Annotated in this window: 17 protein-coding genes; 11 read left to right on the top strand and 6 right to left on the bottom strand. The window is 61.7% G+C overall.

The features are described from left to right. Positions 1 to 122: 122 nt before the first annotated feature. Positions 123 to 416, bottom strand: a complete 294-nt coding sequence (locus BW33_RS19110; RefSeq protein WP_007963021.1) for a hypothetical protein — start codon at positions 414 to 416, stop codon at positions 123 to 125. Between the two features lie 246 nt (positions 417 to 662). Between BW33_RS19110 and BW33_RS19105 the strand changes: the two genes are divergently transcribed. From BW33_RS19105 to BW33_RS19085, 5 genes are all read left to right on the top strand, one after another. Next, positions 663 to 965, top strand: a complete 303-nt coding sequence (locus tag BW33_RS19105) for a MazG-like family protein (RefSeq protein WP_007951009.1) — start codon at positions 663 to 665, stop codon at positions 963 to 965. Then, positions 965 to 1714 (top strand): methyltransferase, encoded by a 750-nt coding sequence (locus BW33_RS19100; protein WP_047600521.1) that lies wholly within the window; start codon positions 965 to 967, stop codon positions 1712 to 1714. The genes BW33_RS19105 and BW33_RS19100 overlap by 1 nt, the downstream gene beginning before the upstream one ends. Before the next feature lie 12 nt (positions 1715 to 1726). Next, positions 1727 to 2335 (top strand): DUF4136 domain-containing protein, encoded by a 609-nt coding sequence (locus tag BW33_RS19095; protein WP_047600518.1) that lies wholly within the window; start codon positions 1727 to 1729, stop codon positions 2333 to 2335. Between the two features lie 51 nt (positions 2336 to 2386). Beyond that, the gene (locus tag BW33_RS19090) at positions 2387 to 2944 is read left to right on the top strand and encodes a DUF4136 domain-containing protein (RefSeq protein ID WP_047600516.1); all 558 of its coding nucleotides are present in this window, start codon (positions 2387 to 2389) and stop codon (positions 2942 to 2944) included. Between the two features lie 251 nt (positions 2945 to 3195). Continuing rightward, on the top strand, positions 3196 to 5199 hold the full coding sequence (locus BW33_RS19085) for a pilus assembly protein TadG-related protein (protein ID WP_047600514.1): 2004 nt from the start codon (positions 3196 to 3198) through the stop codon (positions 5197 to 5199). Here the strand turns inward: BW33_RS19085 and BW33_RS19080 are convergent. Beyond that, a complete protein-coding gene (locus BW33_RS19080) occupies positions 5196 to 7943 on the bottom strand; it encodes a PAS domain-containing sensor histidine kinase (RefSeq protein ID WP_047600512.1) in 2748 nt (915 codons plus the stop codon). The two genes, BW33_RS19085 and BW33_RS19080, sit on opposite strands and share 4 nt — an antisense overlap. Then, positions 7940 to 8383, bottom strand: a complete 444-nt coding sequence (locus BW33_RS19075) for a TadE/TadG family type IV pilus assembly protein (RefSeq protein WP_047600510.1) — start codon at positions 8381 to 8383, stop codon at positions 7940 to 7942. Before BW33_RS19075 ends, BW33_RS19080 begins: the two co-directional genes overlap by 4 nt. Before the next feature lie 75 nt (positions 8384 to 8458). Here BW33_RS19075 and BW33_RS19070 point away from each other — a divergent pair, with 75 nt between their 5' ends. Together BW33_RS19070 and BW33_RS19065 are read left to right on the top strand one after the other, a co-directional pair. Beyond that, positions 8459 to 8929 (top strand): A24 family peptidase, encoded by a 471-nt coding sequence (locus BW33_RS19070; RefSeq protein ID WP_047600507.1) that lies wholly within the window; start codon positions 8459 to 8461, stop codon positions 8927 to 8929. A gap of 118 nt (positions 8930 to 9047) precedes the next feature. Next, positions 9048 to 9833 carry a response regulator transcription factor gene (locus tag BW33_RS19065; protein WP_047600504.1) on the top strand — a complete coding sequence of 262 codons (786 nt, stop codon included), beginning with the start codon at positions 9048 to 9050 and terminating at the stop codon, positions 9831 to 9833. 75 nt (positions 9834 to 9908) lie between these two features. On the opposite strand, the gene BW33_RS19060 is transcribed toward BW33_RS19065, so the two are convergent. The 3 genes from BW33_RS19060 to BW33_RS19050 all read right to left on the bottom strand — a co-directional run bounded on the left by BW33_RS19060 (position 9909) and on the right by BW33_RS19050 (position 10905). Next, a complete protein-coding gene (locus tag BW33_RS19060) occupies positions 9909 to 10301 on the bottom strand; it encodes a response regulator (RefSeq protein WP_047600503.1) in 393 nt (130 codons plus the stop codon). A 66-nt stretch (positions 10302 to 10367) separates the two neighbouring features. Next, positions 10368 to 10580, bottom strand: coding sequence for a Flp family type IVb pilin (locus tag BW33_RS19055; protein WP_047600501.1), 213 nt, complete (start codon positions 10578 to 10580; stop codon positions 10368 to 10370). 118 nt (positions 10581 to 10698) lie between these two features. After that, the gene (locus tag BW33_RS19050) at positions 10699 to 10905 is read right to left on the bottom strand and encodes a Flp family type IVb pilin (RefSeq protein ID WP_047600497.1); all 207 of its coding nucleotides are present in this window, start codon (positions 10903 to 10905) and stop codon (positions 10699 to 10701) included. Positions 10906 to 11240: 335 nt separating this feature from the next. Here BW33_RS19050 and cpaB point away from each other — a divergent pair, with 335 nt between their 5' ends. From cpaB to BW33_RS19030, 4 genes are read left to right on the top strand one after another with little or no spacing between them, the layout of a single operon-like run. Further along, complete coding sequence (gene cpaB, locus BW33_RS19045) at positions 11241 to 12176, top strand: Flp pilus assembly protein CpaB (protein ID WP_047600495.1); 936 nt, start codon at positions 11241 to 11243, stop codon at positions 12174 to 12176. 20 nt (positions 12177 to 12196) lie between these two features. Continuing rightward, the gene (locus BW33_RS19040) at positions 12197 to 13420 is read left to right on the top strand and encodes a type II and III secretion system protein family protein (RefSeq protein WP_047600494.1); all 1224 of its coding nucleotides are present in this window, start codon (positions 12197 to 12199) and stop codon (positions 13418 to 13420) included. Beyond that, complete coding sequence (locus tag BW33_RS19035; protein WP_047600493.1) at positions 13417 to 14610, top strand: AAA family ATPase; 1194 nt, start codon at positions 13417 to 13419, stop codon at positions 14608 to 14610. The genes BW33_RS19040 and BW33_RS19035 overlap by 4 nt, the downstream gene beginning before the upstream one ends. Continuing rightward, positions 14607 to 15875, top strand: coding sequence for a CpaF family protein (locus BW33_RS19030; RefSeq protein WP_047600491.1), 1269 nt, complete (start codon positions 14607 to 14609; stop codon positions 15873 to 15875). The genes BW33_RS19035 and BW33_RS19030 overlap by 4 nt, the downstream gene beginning before the upstream one ends. The last annotated feature ends 8 nt before the right edge of the window (positions 15876 to 15883 follow it).

Raw genomic sequence — 15883 nt, 5'->3', positions numbered from 1 at the left:
CGGCTGGAAATGCTATCCCTTGTAGGAGTGAGCCTGCTCGCGATGGCGGGGTGTCATTCAAAGCAGTTCTGACTGATCCGCCGTCATCGCGAGCAGGTTCGCTCCTACAAGGTTTTGGGGTGTCAGTGGATAATCCAGCTCAACAACCACAACCCCAGCAGCAGCCAGATGATCCCGGCAATGATCGACGCATTCATGAACGCGCGAATCGCCGACCACAGCAGCATCAAGCCAACAATCAACGCGAGGATGCTGATGATCGAGGTATCCATGCCCAGCGTCTTCGCCAGGCCATCGACAAAGTTGCCGCCGGCATTGCTCAGAATGTTGAACAGGCCGCTGAGCCCATCGACGATGAAACGGATGATCGAACCGAGTGCCTGGCCGAGCCATTCGAAAAAGCTTTCTACCTGCATGTGTGCATCCTGATGAAAGAGCTGAGCCTTGGGCCACAACGCGGGTGGCCGAGTTCCCTGCAACTATAGAGGGTTTGTCTCAGTCCTGTGTGGGAGCGAGCCTGCTCGCGAATGCGGTGGTGCAGAGAATTGATGGTTTGAATGAAACACCGCTTTCGCGAGCAGGCTCGCTCCCACAAATGCACGCCATGGCCGCTTGCGTTCAGCCGACATCCCCCCGAAGCTATACGCCTTCAGGAGAGCCCGATGAACCTTGTTGAACTGACCGAACGCCTGCACGCCATTCGCGACCGCAATGACTGGCGGCAATTTCACAGCCCGAAAAACCTCGCCATGGCCGCCAGCGTGGAAATGTCCGAGCTGGTGGAGATCTTCCAGTGGCTGACCGAAGACCAGTCGCGCCAGTTACCGGCGGACAAGCTGGCGCATGCCGGGCAGGAAGTCGGCGACATCGTCCTGTATCTGTTGCTGCTGTGCAGCGAGTTGGGGCTGGACATGAATGAAGTGGTGCGCAGCAAGCTCGCCGACAGCGAACGGCGGTTCAGCTGATGAGCGACCGGCATTTCGATCAGTTGGCGACCCGTTTCGCCGAAAAAATCTACGGCGGCGCCAAAGGCGCGATTCGCCTCGCGGTGTTGCAGGCCGACCTGGCCGAGGCGTTGCCGGACCGACCGCTGCGCGTGCTGGACATCGGTGGCGGTCTGGGCCACATGTCGCTGTGGTTGGCCGAGCGCGGCCATGAGGTGACCTTCACCGAACCGGCCGAACCGATGCTCGAAGGTGCCCGCCAGCGCTTCGCCGAAGCCGGGCAGAGCGCGACGTTCATTCAGGCGCCGTGGCAGGAACTGCTCGGTCAGCTCACCGAGCCGTACGATCTGGTGATCTGCCACGCCGTGCTCGAATGGCTGGCCGAACCCCACGCGATCCTGCCCGTGCTGCATCAACTGACCCAACCCGGTGGCTGGCTATCGCTGGCGTTCTACAACCGTGATGCACTGATTTATCGCAACCTGCTCAAAGGCCATTTCAAGAAAATGCGCAAGAACACCATGGCCGGTGAAAAGCAGAGCCTGACCCCGCAGCAACCGCTCGATCCGCGGGAGCTGGCAACGCAACTCGAAGGCTTGTGGCAGGTCGAAACCCAGAGCGGGATCCGGGTTTTCCACGACTACATGCCGGTGGAATTTCAGGCCCGCGCCGAACTGGTGGACTTGCTGGAGATGGAACTCGCGCACCGTCGTCACCCAAGCTTCGCCGGGCTTGGGCGTTACTTGCACTGGATCTGCCGGCCGATCTGATCGGAGCACGCTATGAAAGCTCAACTCGGGTTATTGCTGATCTGTGTGGGGTTGGCCGCCTGCCAGGGCAGCAACCCGTACGTCGCGCAGTCGCGCCCATTGCCGCCAGCGCCGCCGCAAGCGGCCAACACCTTCGATCGCAGCGCCTATCCGGCGCCACCGCGTGATTACGGGCGCTATCGCAGTTGGGCCTGGCTCAACGGGCAATTGCCGCCGGGCACGGCCTGGGCCGACTCGGCGCAAGTGGCCGAAGCGGTGAGCAACGCGCTGGATCAGCGCGGTTTGCGGCCGTTGCACGACAATCGTCCGGCCGACCTGCTGGTCAGCGCCCATTTGCGTCTGGAAACCCGCTTGCGTCAGGTGCAGGACGATTACGGTTACGGCGGATACAGTGGCTATGATCGCTACGGGCGTGGTTACGGCATGTACAACAGCGTGCCGATTGTTCGTACTTATCAGGAGCAGGTCGTGGTGGTGCAGGTCAATCTGTTCGACGCCGGCACCGGTCAACCGGTGTGGAGCGCCAGCGCCGAAACCGCCAATCAGGGTAGCCAGCTGGTGCGCACCGACGCCATTCGCGAGGCTCTGGAAAAAGCCCTGTCGGCGTATCCGCCGAGCTAGACTTCATGTGAGAACGCTTCGCAGGTTCAGGCCTTCAACCGGAGAACAACCATGTTCCGTCGTCTCGCTTTACTGGCCATGGCCGCGCTGCTCAGTGCCTGCGCCGCTCACCAGGTCAACCATGACTTCGACGCCAGCCGCGACTTCGCCGCCTATCGCAGCTGGAGCTGGAAAGAACCGGCGCTGCAATATCGCCCGGATGATCCTCGTATCAAAAGCGACCTGACCGAGCAACGCATCCGCCAGGCCGTCGGCGATCAACTCGATCAACGCGGTTTGCGTCCTGCCGCTGCGGGGGCCAAGGGCGACCTGAGCGTGCAGACCTATCTGATTGTCGAGGATCGCCAGCAGCAGGTGACTACCAACTACGGCGGTGGTTGGGGTGGCCCGTGGAACGGGTATTGGGGCGCGCCGATGTACAACGAAACCCGCAACATCACCTACAAGGTGGCAACGATCCAGGTCGACCTGCTCGATGGCAAGGACGGCAAACTGGTGTGGCGTGGCAGCGATGAGCAAATGCTCAGCAGCACGCCCAATCCACAGGATCGCAGCAACGCGGTGCGCGAAACGGTGGGCCGGATATTGGCCAACTATCCACCGCGCTAGGCCGCTTTACAAAACGGGAGCCCCAGCGGCTCCCATTTTTTTTCCTCACCACCCCCACCTGTGGGAGCGAGCCTGCTCGCGAAGACGGCGTGTCAGCCACATCCATGTTGAATGACACAGCGCATTCGCGAGCAGGCGAAGGCCTGCAGGGTTTTGTGCAGCACCAAATGGCGCGTTGCCATTAGCGCCGTCTACACTCAAATCCACCATCGGAGGTAGCGCTCGGCAACGCGCCGGCAAAGGAGTGCGCCATGTCGCCTCGTACGCAGTTCAACGACCCGGCCCGGCAACGCGGGGCGATCGGCTTGATGGCGGCTGCCACCCTCAGTCTGGCGCTGGTGTTGATGCTGTTGGTGGTCGACACCGGTCGGCTATACATGGAGCACCGCAAGTTGCAGCGAGTAGTCGACAGTGCGGCGCTGGAAGCGGTCAGTCGCGGCGGCAATTGTCAGTCCGGTCTGAGCGCTGCCACGTATGCCGGGCAAAGCGCGGTGCGCAATGGCTACATCGTCGATAGCAACAACACCCTCGCGACTACCTGCGGCAGTGTGCAGACCGCGGCCAGCGGCCTGCGTGCGTTCACCGTCGATGCAACCCGCTCGAGCGCAATCAAAGTGGACGCCAGTCGTACGGTGACCACCAGTTTTGCCGGTGGCGTGCAGGCCTTGTTCAGCGGTTCGGCGGTCAGCCTGAACACCACGCTCAACGCCTCGGCCGTCGCTGCGCAACCGACCCCGACGGTTGCGCAACTGAACATCCGCAGTACGCTGGCGAGCATCAACACTGCGCAGTCGAACATTCTCAATCCGCTGTTTTCCGGGCTGCTCGGCGGCAACGTCAACCTCACGGCACTGGGTTGGGATGGTCTGCTCAACACCGACATCAACCTGCTCAGCTACCTCAATCAACTGGCGATCAACCTCAACGTCGCTGCTGGCAACTACACGCAACTGCTCAACACCCAGGCCACGGTCACCCAGCTGATTCAGGCGGCCGCGACGGTGGTGCAGCTCAATGGCGCGACCGCCACGGTGATTACTGCGTTGGGTCAGCTGCAGGTTGCGGCGATCAATGCTGCGCCGGTCAAACTCGGCGACATCCTGCAGTTACAGACCGGCACCACCGCCGCCGGGCTGGATGCAAACCTGCAACTGCTGCAACTGATTCAGGGCGTGGTGCAACTGGCCAACAGCAAAAGCGCGGTGGCCGCGACACTGCCGATCAGCGTGCTGGGGCTGGCGAACGTCACGGTGCGGGTCAAGGTGATTGAGCCGCCGCAGTTCTCGGCGATTGGTGATCCGGCGCGGGCCAAGGCCAACCCATTGGGGCCGGACCGGATTTATGTGCGCACGGCGCAGATCCGCACGATGCTCTCGGTGAATTTGCCGGTGTTGTCTGGAGGGGCTGCGCTGGTCAATGCGGTGTTGGGGCTGGTCGGCACATTGACTCCGACCCTCAACGCGCTGCTGAGTCTGAATCTGGTGGCGACGCTCAATTCAGTCGGTTGTCTGCTCGGTGCCGGTTGCCAACAGCTTGATCCGCAATTGCTGCCGTCGCCGGAAATCGACATTGCCCTGGATGCCGGTGGCGCTATCAGCTACGTCACCGATTACAGCTGTCCGATCGGCCCGGGAACCTCGGGCACCAAAAGCCTGACCGCCCACACCATCACCTCGATCGCTGATCTCAAGGTCGGCGAGATTGACCCGACCAATGCTTTTTCCTCGCTCGCCGAACCGACGGTCACACCGTTGCCACTGGTCGATCTTGGCACGGTGACTTGTCACAAGATCCTCGGCATCGGCAGTTGCGACGAGAGCACCCACGTCCAGTACGGGGCGGGCGGGATCGCGATCATGGTCAATACCAGCGTCGCGCAAAACTCTCAGGATTTGCTGTATTCCAGCAGTACGCCATTCGCCACACCGGCCAACCTCAAACTGCCGCCGAGCGTGATTTCAGCGGCGCCGTCGAGCAACATCGTCAGCAGCCTGGCGAACACTTTGGCAGGGATCAATCTGATCGTGTACAAGCCCCAGGGCAGCAACCCGCTAGGGGCCATTGTCACTGGCGTGGCCAGTCTGATCAGCGATGTCACGGCCATTCTGCAACCGCTGATCACCAACCTGCTCAGCCCATTGCTCGACCCGCTGCTGAACAACTTGCTCAAAGCTCTGGGCATCAACCTGATGGACGTCGACGTCGGCGCCAACATGACCTGCGGCCAGACCGGCAAGGCCTATCTGGTGATCTAGGCGTCCGGGGCAATCGGCAATTCGATGCAGAAACGTGCGCCCTCCACCGAGTTGCGCACGCTCAAATGACCACCCATGTTTTCGATGATGCCGTAGCTCACCGACAGCCCCAGCCCGGTGCCGACGCCCACCGGTTTGGTAGTGAAGAACGGTTCGAAAATCCGCTCCAGCAAGCGCGGGTCGATGCCGCCGCCGTTGTCCTCGACCCACAGTCGCACCTTGTGCTCATCGCGCTCGGCATAAATCGAGATCCATGGCTTGAACGATGAGTCTTTCTCGCGTTTGCCGAGCAGCGCATCGCGGGCGTTGACCATCAGGTTGATCAGCACCTGTTCCAGCTGATCGACATAACCGCGCACCTGCACGCTGAAAACGGTTTCGCTGATCCGCAGGTCGACGCCTTTGCCGCGCATGCCTTCGGCCAGCAACGACAGCGTGCCTTCAATGGCCGAGGCCGGGTTGAACAGTTGTTGCTCGATCTCCGAGCGGCGGCCGAACACGCGCATGTGATCGACCACTTTCGCGGCGCGCTGCACCTGGGCGTCGATGCGATTGAGTTTGTCGGTCAGATAGTCGATCTGCACATCACCGTTGCCCAGACGCTTGAGCACGTTGACGATGGCCATGCGCATCACGTTCAGCGGCTGGTTGATTTCATGGGCCAGACCGGTGGCCATTTCGCCGAGGGTGGCCATTTTTGCGCTTTGCGTGAGTTGCTGCTGCGAGCGCCGCACCTCGGTGTTGTCGCGGCCCACGGCCTGCACTTCAAGCAAGCGCCCGTGTTCATCGAACACCCCGCGATCGGACCATACCCACCACGCATGTTCGCGCCCGGGTAATTGCAGACTGATTTCGGCGGTGCTCACCGGCAACTCCGGGGTCAGCAGTGCCAGACGCTGGACGAAGGCGGCGCGCTGTTCGTCGGACATCCAGCTGCCCAGATCGACCCCCGGCAATTGCTCCGGCGTGCATTCCAGATAAGTCGCCAGCGGCCGGTTGCCGAAGGTCAGGGTCAGGTCGGGGCGATAACGGCAGATCATCGCCGGCGAATCTTCCACCAGAATCCGGTAGCGCTCTTCGCTGTGTCTGACTTGTTCGGCGGCGAGGGTCGCTTCGGTGACGTCCAGCCACAGGCCGACGGCTTCGACCGGCAGGCCAAGGTCGTTGCGCAGCAGCTTGGCTTCGTCGAGCAGCCAGTGGTATTCGCCATGCGCGTCGCGCAAGCGAAAACGCGCGCGCACCGAGCCTTCGCGCAACAGTTGCCGGGTGCGGGCGAAATACAGCTCGCGGTCTTCGGGGTGAATCAGTTGCACCCAGTCGGCGGCGCAGCCCTCGGCCGGCGTCCAGCCCAGCAGTGGCTGCAGGCTGGCGCTGAAAAAGTCCGCAAGCAGCGCACCCTCGACGTAGCGCTGCACATAAATCACTGCCGGCGAACTGGCGATCAGATTATCCAGCCGCGCATGGGCGGCTTCGGCGCGTTGCTGCTGGTTGCGCGTGTCGCTGATGTCGAGCATGAACCCCACCAGCCGCCGCTGTTCACCGGTGCCGGCGACCTGGCCCTGAACGCGATACCACTGGGGCGTTTGTCCGGGGCCGCTGCGGTGCAGGCGAACGCACAGGGTCAGCGCATCACCGTGCGATTGCAGGGCGTGCAGACCGCTGCGCAGTTCTTCGCGATCGGCCGGATGAATCAGTGCCAGCCAGTCTTGCACCGGCATGCGCGCACTGTCCGCCGACAATACGTCGAGCAACGACGGGGACACCAACATCTCGTTGCCGAGCATTTCCCACCAGCCGGTGCCAAGCAGGGTCTGCAGCGATTCGAGGCGTTCGGTGTAGTGATGATGTTGCTGTTCTCGCAGGCGGCTGAGCAGGGGCGCGGCCAGTGCGCTGGTCAGGGCCATCCAGTCGCGGTCGTTCAGGTGCGGTGCGGCAACGTCCACGGAGTAGAAGCCGCAGAGCAGCCACGCGACCACCCCACGATCATCGCTGTAGGGCACGGCGAACCCGTCGGCGTTGCCGAACGTGGCCTCCACCCGCGCGTGTTCGTACAAGCGATGATGGGCGCCAAGGCGCTGCGGCGCGCTGCCGTTGAGGCTGTCGAGCGGCGTGCCCAGACGCTGGCCGTCCTGCCACAGCAGCGGCGCGTCGTGGGCGCGATACTGCTCGTAGATTTGCCAGCCCTGTGCCTGTTCATCGAGCAGCGCGATGGCCAGGCACGGGATATGCCAGCGCTGGGCGATGGCCTGCAATTGTTCGCTGACCACCCTCGGTAAACGCATCAGGCTGCAGAAGCGCAGGTGTTCGCTGATCTGCCCGGCGAGGGTCTGGCAGGCTTCGCGGTGGCGCGATTGCTGGCGCTCCAGCAGCAGGTCGGCGATGTCCATCAGTTGCAGCACCCAGCCCTCGGCCGAAGGCTGCACCCAACCGCGCAGGTGCAGGGTCTGATCGCTGAGGCCGGGGAAATCCAGGTCGAGCATTTGCCTTTGCCAGTCTTGCGGGGGGCCTTCAATCGCCAGCGTACTGTGCGCGAGTAAATAAGCCGACAACGGCAGCGGTGAGTCGTGGGGCGGCTGTTGCGCCAACAGATGACGCAACGGCCCGGCGATCTGCAGCACGCAGCCGTCATGGTCCAGTTGCAGGTGCAGGCCCAGCGGCGGCGAGCCGAGATGATCGGGCAGTTCGTTGGCCGGCGGTGGCGCGCGCTTGAGCAGGCGCCCGAACAGATTGTCGCCGGCGGTCAAAATTTCAGGCTCGAGGAGGCGGTGAGGTTGGCGGGCAGGCTGGGCACGGCGCCCACCCCCGGCAGCACCAGAAACGGCATGATCTGATTGAGCTTGCTGGTGGGGTAATTGACGCTGACCGTCAACGTGCCCTGAGCGGCGTCATACACGGCCGAGGTATCGACACCGACCACCAGGTTCAGTGTGGAGGTCCACTGCAACTGATCGGCCAACACGGCGTTGGCGGTACTCACCACCACCGAGGCATAACCGGGGGTATTCGGATCCACCGCGACGCTGCGGCGCACGGCTTCCGACGTCGCCTCGTTGAAGCTCTGCATCAATAAAAAAGGCAGGCTGTAACTGACCAATGCGTAGAACACGGCGAAAAAAATCACGAATACCAAGGCGAATTCGATCGCCACTGCGCCTGCCTGTGATTTTGCGAAGCCGGTTTTCATGACTGCGTCTACCCTGACGTTCACTGCGTAGTATCAGCATAGAATCAATCAGCAAAATCGGACGGATTTAACCGGATGCAGAGTTTAGTTCTCCTGATCTGGCTGGCCCTGTGCGCCGCCCAGGATGCCCGGCAACGACGTATCGCCAATGTGCTGACGTTCGGTGCGGGAGCGCTAGCGCTGATCCACTTGTTGGCGACCGGCACGACCTGGTTCGGGGCCGATGCGCAGCAGGGATGGTGGGCCGCCGCGATCGCTCTGGGGTTGACCGTTCCGGGGTATTTCATGGGTCGGATGGGCGCAGGCGATGTGAAATTAATGACAGCCATGGGCCTTGCGACGAACGGTTTATTCATTCTTTGCGCGTTTATCGGCGCTGGCGTCGCCAGTCTGCTCTGGCTGCTGATCGCGCCAAGAGTCTGGCTTCATATGAGTCAACGACTTAGAGAACATCTTCGATATATGGAGCCGGGAACGTCAAAGAAGCTGCCATTTGCACCGTTCGTGCTGGTGGGGGTACTGGCTTCGATTCATTGGATCCATTAGTCGCCAGATGCCACTAGTTCTATGTACATAGTCGGAAAGTGCGTCTACTTTCAAATGAAGTCGTTACATCGCCAAAGTGCAGAAAAAGTCAGCTTTGGCCCGAGCAATGGAGTGGTTCGTGAACAAGCTTACGTCGGCGGTAAAAGTGCTCGTGGTCGATGATCAACCGTTGATTGTCGAAGAGTTGTGCGAGTTTCTCGAAAGCAGCGGTTACCGCTGTGTGCCGTGTGAATCCAGCACGCAGGCGATCGAGCGTTTCAGCGAAGACGCGGAAATCGGCCTGGTGCTGAGCGATCTGCACATGCCGGACATGGATGGCATTCAGTTGGTGCAGGAGCTGCAACGCATCAGCGGCAAACACCGGGTGTTCGAAGCGATCATGCTCACCGGTCGCGCTGACAAACAGGATGTGATCAAGGCGCTGCGCGCGGGGATTGCCGACTATTACCAGAAGCCGATTCAGCTGGATGAACTGCTCGAAGGCGTGAAGCGTCAGGAAGCGGCGCTGCAAGAGCGGCACAAGAATGTCCAGTTGGGACACCTGAACCAGAAGCTGCAGTTTCTCTCGGAATCCATCGACGATCTCTATCAGGACCTGGATAAGGTCCGGCGCAATCCGGCGGCGGTCGTCAAAGACATGATCGGCGGCGACAGCGCCGAGGCAGAGCAGGAGATTCCGGCGATCTTCAATCAGCTGTCGCCGCGGCAACTGGATGTGGCGCGGCTGGTGGGCAAAGGGCAAACCAACTATCAGATCGCCTGCGAGTTGGGCATCACCGAAAACACCGTGAAACTGTATGTCTCGCAGGTGTTGCGCCTTACCCACATGCACAACCGTACCCAGTTGGCATTGGCGCTGTCGCCCAGTGCGTCGGCCGCCCGTCAGCGTGTGACCGCACACTGATCGCGATTGCCTGTTCGTCGCGGACAGGCAGTCAATTCTGCCAAAAAATCCTCGCCTGAATTACCCGCCCTGCATTTACGGTTTGGGGAACAGATTGTCCAGGGTTTCCAGCAGGCGCACGTGGTAGATCGGCTTGCGAAACAGATCCAGCACCTGCAGGCGCAGCATGTCGCTGACGTCTTCCATGTCGGCATGTCCGGAGGTCACGATCACTGGAAGATGCTGGCGTGAAGTGTGCTCGCGCAGGCGTTTGATCAGCGACATGCCGGACTCCTCCGGCATGCGCAGATCGGTGATCACCAGGGCGATATCCGGATGGCGGGTAAGGTGATGCAGGGCGAGTTTCACCGAGGTGGCGGTGTGGCAGACAAAACCCTCGCCCTCCAGTAACTCGGCCAGCTCAAGCAGCGCGTCCTCTTCGTCGTCAACCAGAAGCAACTGTTGGCGGGGGAGCGAGGAGGCAGTCATGGGCAGTCCCTGAAAAGCTGGAAGTGAGATCGAGTGTAGCGCGACATTCGCCGGACGCGACTCACATCAGGGGGTTTGTACCGGAGCGGTTTGTGCAGTGCCGCCGAGGGATACCAGCACGCTGTTGAAAATCGCCAGCACCTGGGCGCCTACCGGCGTCACGAATACCACGACCACTACCGCCACCATGGCCACCACAATCGCATACTCGATGGCCGAAGCGCCTTCCGTGTTTGCCAGAAACGCCCGCGCACGCATCAACAGATATTCAAGCACCATGAGTATTCTCCTCTGCGTCAGCCCTTGGCCGCACGCTGGAAATTCACTGGCCTCGTCAACGCCCGGGCGCACGATTGCTCACCCGCGCGCGGGCATTGAAAGGGGACGAGCGGGGGGATCAAGGCGTAGGTCGGACCTGTGCCGTTCCGCCGAGACTGGTCAGGACTGTGTTGAAAATCGACAGCACCTTGTTGCCGACAGGTGTCACGAACACCACGACAACCACGGCCACCATGGCCACCACGATTGCGTACTCGATTGCCGACGCCCCTTCCTCGCTTTTGAGAAACAGGCGGGCCCTGGCCAGCAGATATTCGAGAATCATACGTCTACTCCTTCGCGCCTCTGGCGCCGATCCAACGCTACAGCGGCATGCTTTCACCGTGCTATCAGAGCATTGTCAACAAACTCCCGGTCAACAACTGTAAGAACGGATTAATCACAAAGGATTAACCAGAACGTTAGTTGAGCCAAACCCTACAGTTAATTGGCCAGGGCTCATACTTTAGTGAGTTATTTTGCTGTCATTAATGGCGTTTTGTGTCGGATCAGCTAGCTTGGAAATAGCGAAATCGTTACATGTTCATAGCTGCCTGATCGCGAAAAATTCTCTCGGCAGGAAGTACAGGCTGTCGGTGCAGCAGGAAAGGGAGAGCCGTCATGAACAGTCGCGTCACCATGGGTCTTGCAGCGGTTCTGCTGCTGGGGGCAATCGTCGTCGGTTACTGGGGCCTGATGCTCAGTCGGCACCCGGTTCCCGTCGCCCAGGTGCCTGCCGCCCCGGCAGTCGCCCTGGAAAAAACCGTTGCCGCCGCCGAAGATCAGACGCGCCAGCCAGTGGTCGTGCTGTTGCACGATGTCCCGCCGTTCACGCCGCTCACGGCTGCCGATGTGGCGGTGGAGAAACTGCGCAGTGCGCCAGCCGGCAGCCTTTCCAGTGTCGAGCAAGCGGTGGGTCGCACACCCTGGCGGCACCTGAGCGCAGGCACCTGGCTCAACGATGAAAGCTTTCAGGCCGGTGGCTCACTGGCGCGGATGATCCGCAGTGATGAACGTGCGCTCACCGTGGCCGTGGACGAAGTGATCGGTGCCGCCGGGCAACTGATTCCCGGCGATTACGTTGATGTGCTGCTCTACCTGCGTCAGGACGCGAGCAATCTGCAGCAGTCGGCGCAGATCGTGGTGCCGGCGATGCGCGTGCTCGGTGTCGGTGAGCAATACGGCCTGACCAATGACGGCCAACCCGCCAACCCGGCCTTGAGCGCCGACGACAAACTCAAACAGGATCAACGCCGGATTGCCGCGCGCACCGTAGTGCTGGCGGTGCCCGAACAATTGCTCAGCCGGATGATGCTCGCCACTCAGGTCGGCACGTTGCGCCTGGCCGTGCGCAGCAGCGAAGAACAGCGTCTGGCCAAGTACTGGGCCGGTGAATCCCAGTCACTGGCGCACGTGGACAACGCCAACAGCCAACTCTTCCAGTTCACGCAACTGGCGCTCGGTGCCGCCCCGAAAGCGCCGGCCGCTGGCGGTCATGGCGCTGCGCGGCCGATGGAAGTGATCCGCGGCAATCAGCTTTCCCAACAAGCCCCATGACTGAGCAAGGATCCACGTGCATGCAGAGTCGATTCAGGCCGCTATTAAAACCTGTAGTCCGGGCCTTGATACTGATGGGACTGTCGATGAACGCCGCCGTCGCGGCCACCGGCAATTGCTCGGCACTCGGTCGTATGCCACCGGTGATCGAGATCGGCGAGGGCTTCCAGCAGGACATCCAGTCGCCGGTGGCGATCACCCGCGTGGCCATCGGCGACCCGAAGATCGCCGACGTGCATGATACCGGCAGCGCCTCGTTTTTACTCACCGGCGTGGCCCCCGGCGCCACCAGCCTGATGGTCTGGACTTCGTGCTCCAGTGAACCGCGCCAGAGCATGGTGTTCGTCAAGGGCAGTGCCACCGCCGCACTGACCAGCGCCAGCAGACTGCCTTCCGATGATCCGACGCTGCCCTCGCAAGTGCAGACCGACATTCGTTTCGTCGAAGTCAGCCGCACCAAACTCAAGGAAGCCACCGCTTCGTTGATCGGCACTCGGGGTAATTTCCTCTTCGGTTCGCCCGGTACGTTGCCACCCATCGACGGCGTGCCGACACCGAGACTGCCGGTGGATAACGGCCTGTTCAATTTCTCGTGGGTCGGCGGCAAGACCATGGCGATCATCAACGCGCTGGAAACCAGCGGTTTCGCCTACACCCTTGCGCGCCCCAGCCTGGTGGCGCTGAGCGGGCAGAGCGCAAGCTTTCTGGCCGGCGGTGAAATCCCGATTCCGGTGCCCAGCGCCGGCAGCGACACGGTGACTATCGAGTACAAGGAGTTCGGTATCCGCCTGACCCTGACTCCGACCGTGATCGACCGCAATCGCGTGGCACTGAAGGTCGCGCCGGAAGTCAGTGAACTGGATTACGCCAACGCCATCAGTATCGCCGGCACCCCGGTGCCGGCCCTTACCGTGCGCCGTACCGACACCAGCATCTCGCTGGCCGACGGCGAAAGCTTCGTCATCAGCGGCTTGATCAGCACCAGCAACACCTCGCAAGTGAACAAGTTTCCGGGGCTGGGTGATATCCCGGTACTCGGCGCCTTTTTCAAAGGCTCGCAGATCAGACGCGAAGAGCGCGAACTGCTGATGATTGTCACCCCGCACCTGGTGCAGCCACTGGCGGCGGACGCGCAACTGCCGTCGCTGCCGGGGGAAAAACTGCGCAACTACGACCCGAATTTCTACCGCATGTTCTTCCTCGAAAACGGCAATTTCGACAAGCGCAGTGGGTTGTCCCAATGAACCAGAACCTGAGTCAGACCTTTCTTGCGATCACCCGTAACAGCACCGACCTGGAGTGGCTGCAAGGCGCACTCGCGCCGCTGGGCCAGGTGGTGAGCGCCGGGGCCGGGAGCCTGGACGAGTTGCTGGCGCTGGTCGACGTCACCTTCGCCAGCCTGGTGTTCGTCGGCCTCGATCGCGACCATGTGGTCGCGCAAAGTGCGTTGATCGAAGGCGCGCTGGAAGCCAAACCGATGCTCGCCATCGTCGCGCTCGGCGATGGTATGGACAATCAACTGGTGCTCAATGCCATGCGTGCCGGCGCCCGGGATTTCGTCGCCTACGGTTCGCGCGCCAGTGAAGTCGCCGGGCTGGTGAGGCGCCTGAACAAGCGCCTGCCACCGGTGGCGGCCAACACGCAGCTTGGCGGCCTTACGGTGTTGTACGGCACGCAGAGCTATAGCGATGGCGCGCTGCTGGCCAACCATATGGCGCAGGTGGTGCAAAAGAGCGGACAGCAGACGTTGCTGCTGGATCTGGGCCTACCGCGCGGCGACAGCCTGGCGTTGCTCGGACTCGAAAGTTCGTTTCACTTCGGCGATGCCTTGCGTCACTTGCGCAGACTCGACGCGACCCTGATCGACAGTGCCTTCACCAGCGCTGAAGCGGGGCTGCGGATTCTGGCGTATGCCAGCAGCGACGAGCCACTGGAAAACACCAGTGCCGCCGAGCTGTACATGTTGCTCAGCGCCTTGCGCCAACACTTCCAGCACATCGTCGTGAATCTCACCGGGCAGTCCGACAGTGAAGCCTTGCGCACCTTTGTCAGCCACTGCGACAAGCTGATCTGGTACACCGATCAGAACGTGCTCAACTGCCGCCGCAACCTGGCCGTGCTCAATCTGTGGCGCGAGAAAGGCATGAAACTCGACCACGCGCGGTTGCTGGTGGACGGCTATCTGGGCAGCGTTGCCCCGGATGCTGAAACCCTGGGCAAAACCTTCAACCTCGAAGTGATCGCGGTATTGGCCGCCAATGCCGAAGTGCGCCTCAACGCCAAGAACCAGGGTGTCAGCCTGTTCGAGCTGGCCCCGCGGGAAAAACTCACGCAAAGCCTGCGGGCTCTCGGCGAGCGTCTGGCCAAACGCTCCGAAGGTCTGGTCAAACCCAAGGCCATCAGCTGGTTCGACCGCTTGCGAGGCACCTCATGAGCGCGGAAAAACTGTTCGGCGCGGTGCAGCATGGCGCGGTCGGCAATACCGATCACGAAGGCCTGAAGCTGGTGCTGCATCGCTACATCATCGACGCCATCGAAGAGTCGGGGAAAAACCTGCTGGAGGGCTCGCGCCAGTTGCTGGCGCAGTTTGTCACCGACAAGGTTGCCGAATATATCGCCCGCCTGCACCTGGCGATTTCCCGTTACGAGATGGAGCGGCTGGCCGAGGAAATCGTCGACGAACTCACTGGGTTCGGCCCGCTGGAAGTGCTGCTGCGCGATCCGTCGGTGACCGAGATTCTGGTCAATGGCCCGCACCGGGTGTTCATCGAACGCGATGGCGTGCTGCACCAGAGTGACCTGCGCTTTATCGATTCGCACCACGTCGAACGGGTCATGCAACGGATTCTCGCACCACTCGGGCGACGCCTCGACGAGTCCTCGCCGATGGTCGATGCGCGTCTGCCGGACGGTAGCCGGGTCAACGCGATCATCCCGCCGATCGCTCTCGACGGCCCCTGCCTGTCGATTCGAAAGTTTCGCAAGGACATGCTCAAGAGCAGCGACCTGATGGCGATGCAGACCATCGATCTGGCGATTTTCGAGTTCCTCCAGGAGGCGGTCGGCAAGCGTTGCAACGTGTTGATCAGCGGCGGTACCGGCACTGGCAAGACCACGCTGCTGAACATCCTCAGCCAATTGATCAACCCCCACGAACGTCTGGTGACCATCGAAGACGTCGCCGAATTGCAGCTCGGCCACCCGCACGTCGTGCGCTTGGAAACCCGCCCGCCGAACGCCGAGGGCCACGGCGAAGTCAAGGCCAGCGACCTGATCCGCAACGCCCTGCGCATGCGTCCCGACCGGATCATCCTCGGCGAGATTCGTGGGGTCGAAGTGGTCGATGTGCTGACCGCGATGAACACCGGCCACGACGGCTCGATGAGCACCGTGCACGCCAACAATGCGCAGGATGCGTTGCTGCGTCTGGAGACGCTGGTGGGGCTGACCGGTCGCTCGATCGCCGAGCGCACCTTGCGCCAGATGATCTGCGCTGCCCTCGATGTGATCATCCAGCTGACCCGCATGCCCGACGGCCGCCGCTGTGTCAGCGAGGTGGTGGAAGTGGTCGGCATCCGCGAAGACGTCTACGTCACCAACACCTTGTTTCGCCTTGATCGACGTACCGGTTTCGGCTTCCTGCGCGAAGCGGTCAATCCGGCGGGCGACAAGTTGCGCCACGAGGCCCACCTGGGCTGACCGCATGG

Origin of the sequence: Pseudomonas sp. RIT288 (assembly GCF_000631985.1) — a bacterium.
Classification (GTDB): domain Bacteria; phylum Pseudomonadota; class Gammaproteobacteria; order Pseudomonadales; family Pseudomonadaceae; genus Aquipseudomonas.
Note: the sequence above shows the minus strand (reverse complement) of the source record. Positions and strands in the feature narration are given on the sequence as shown.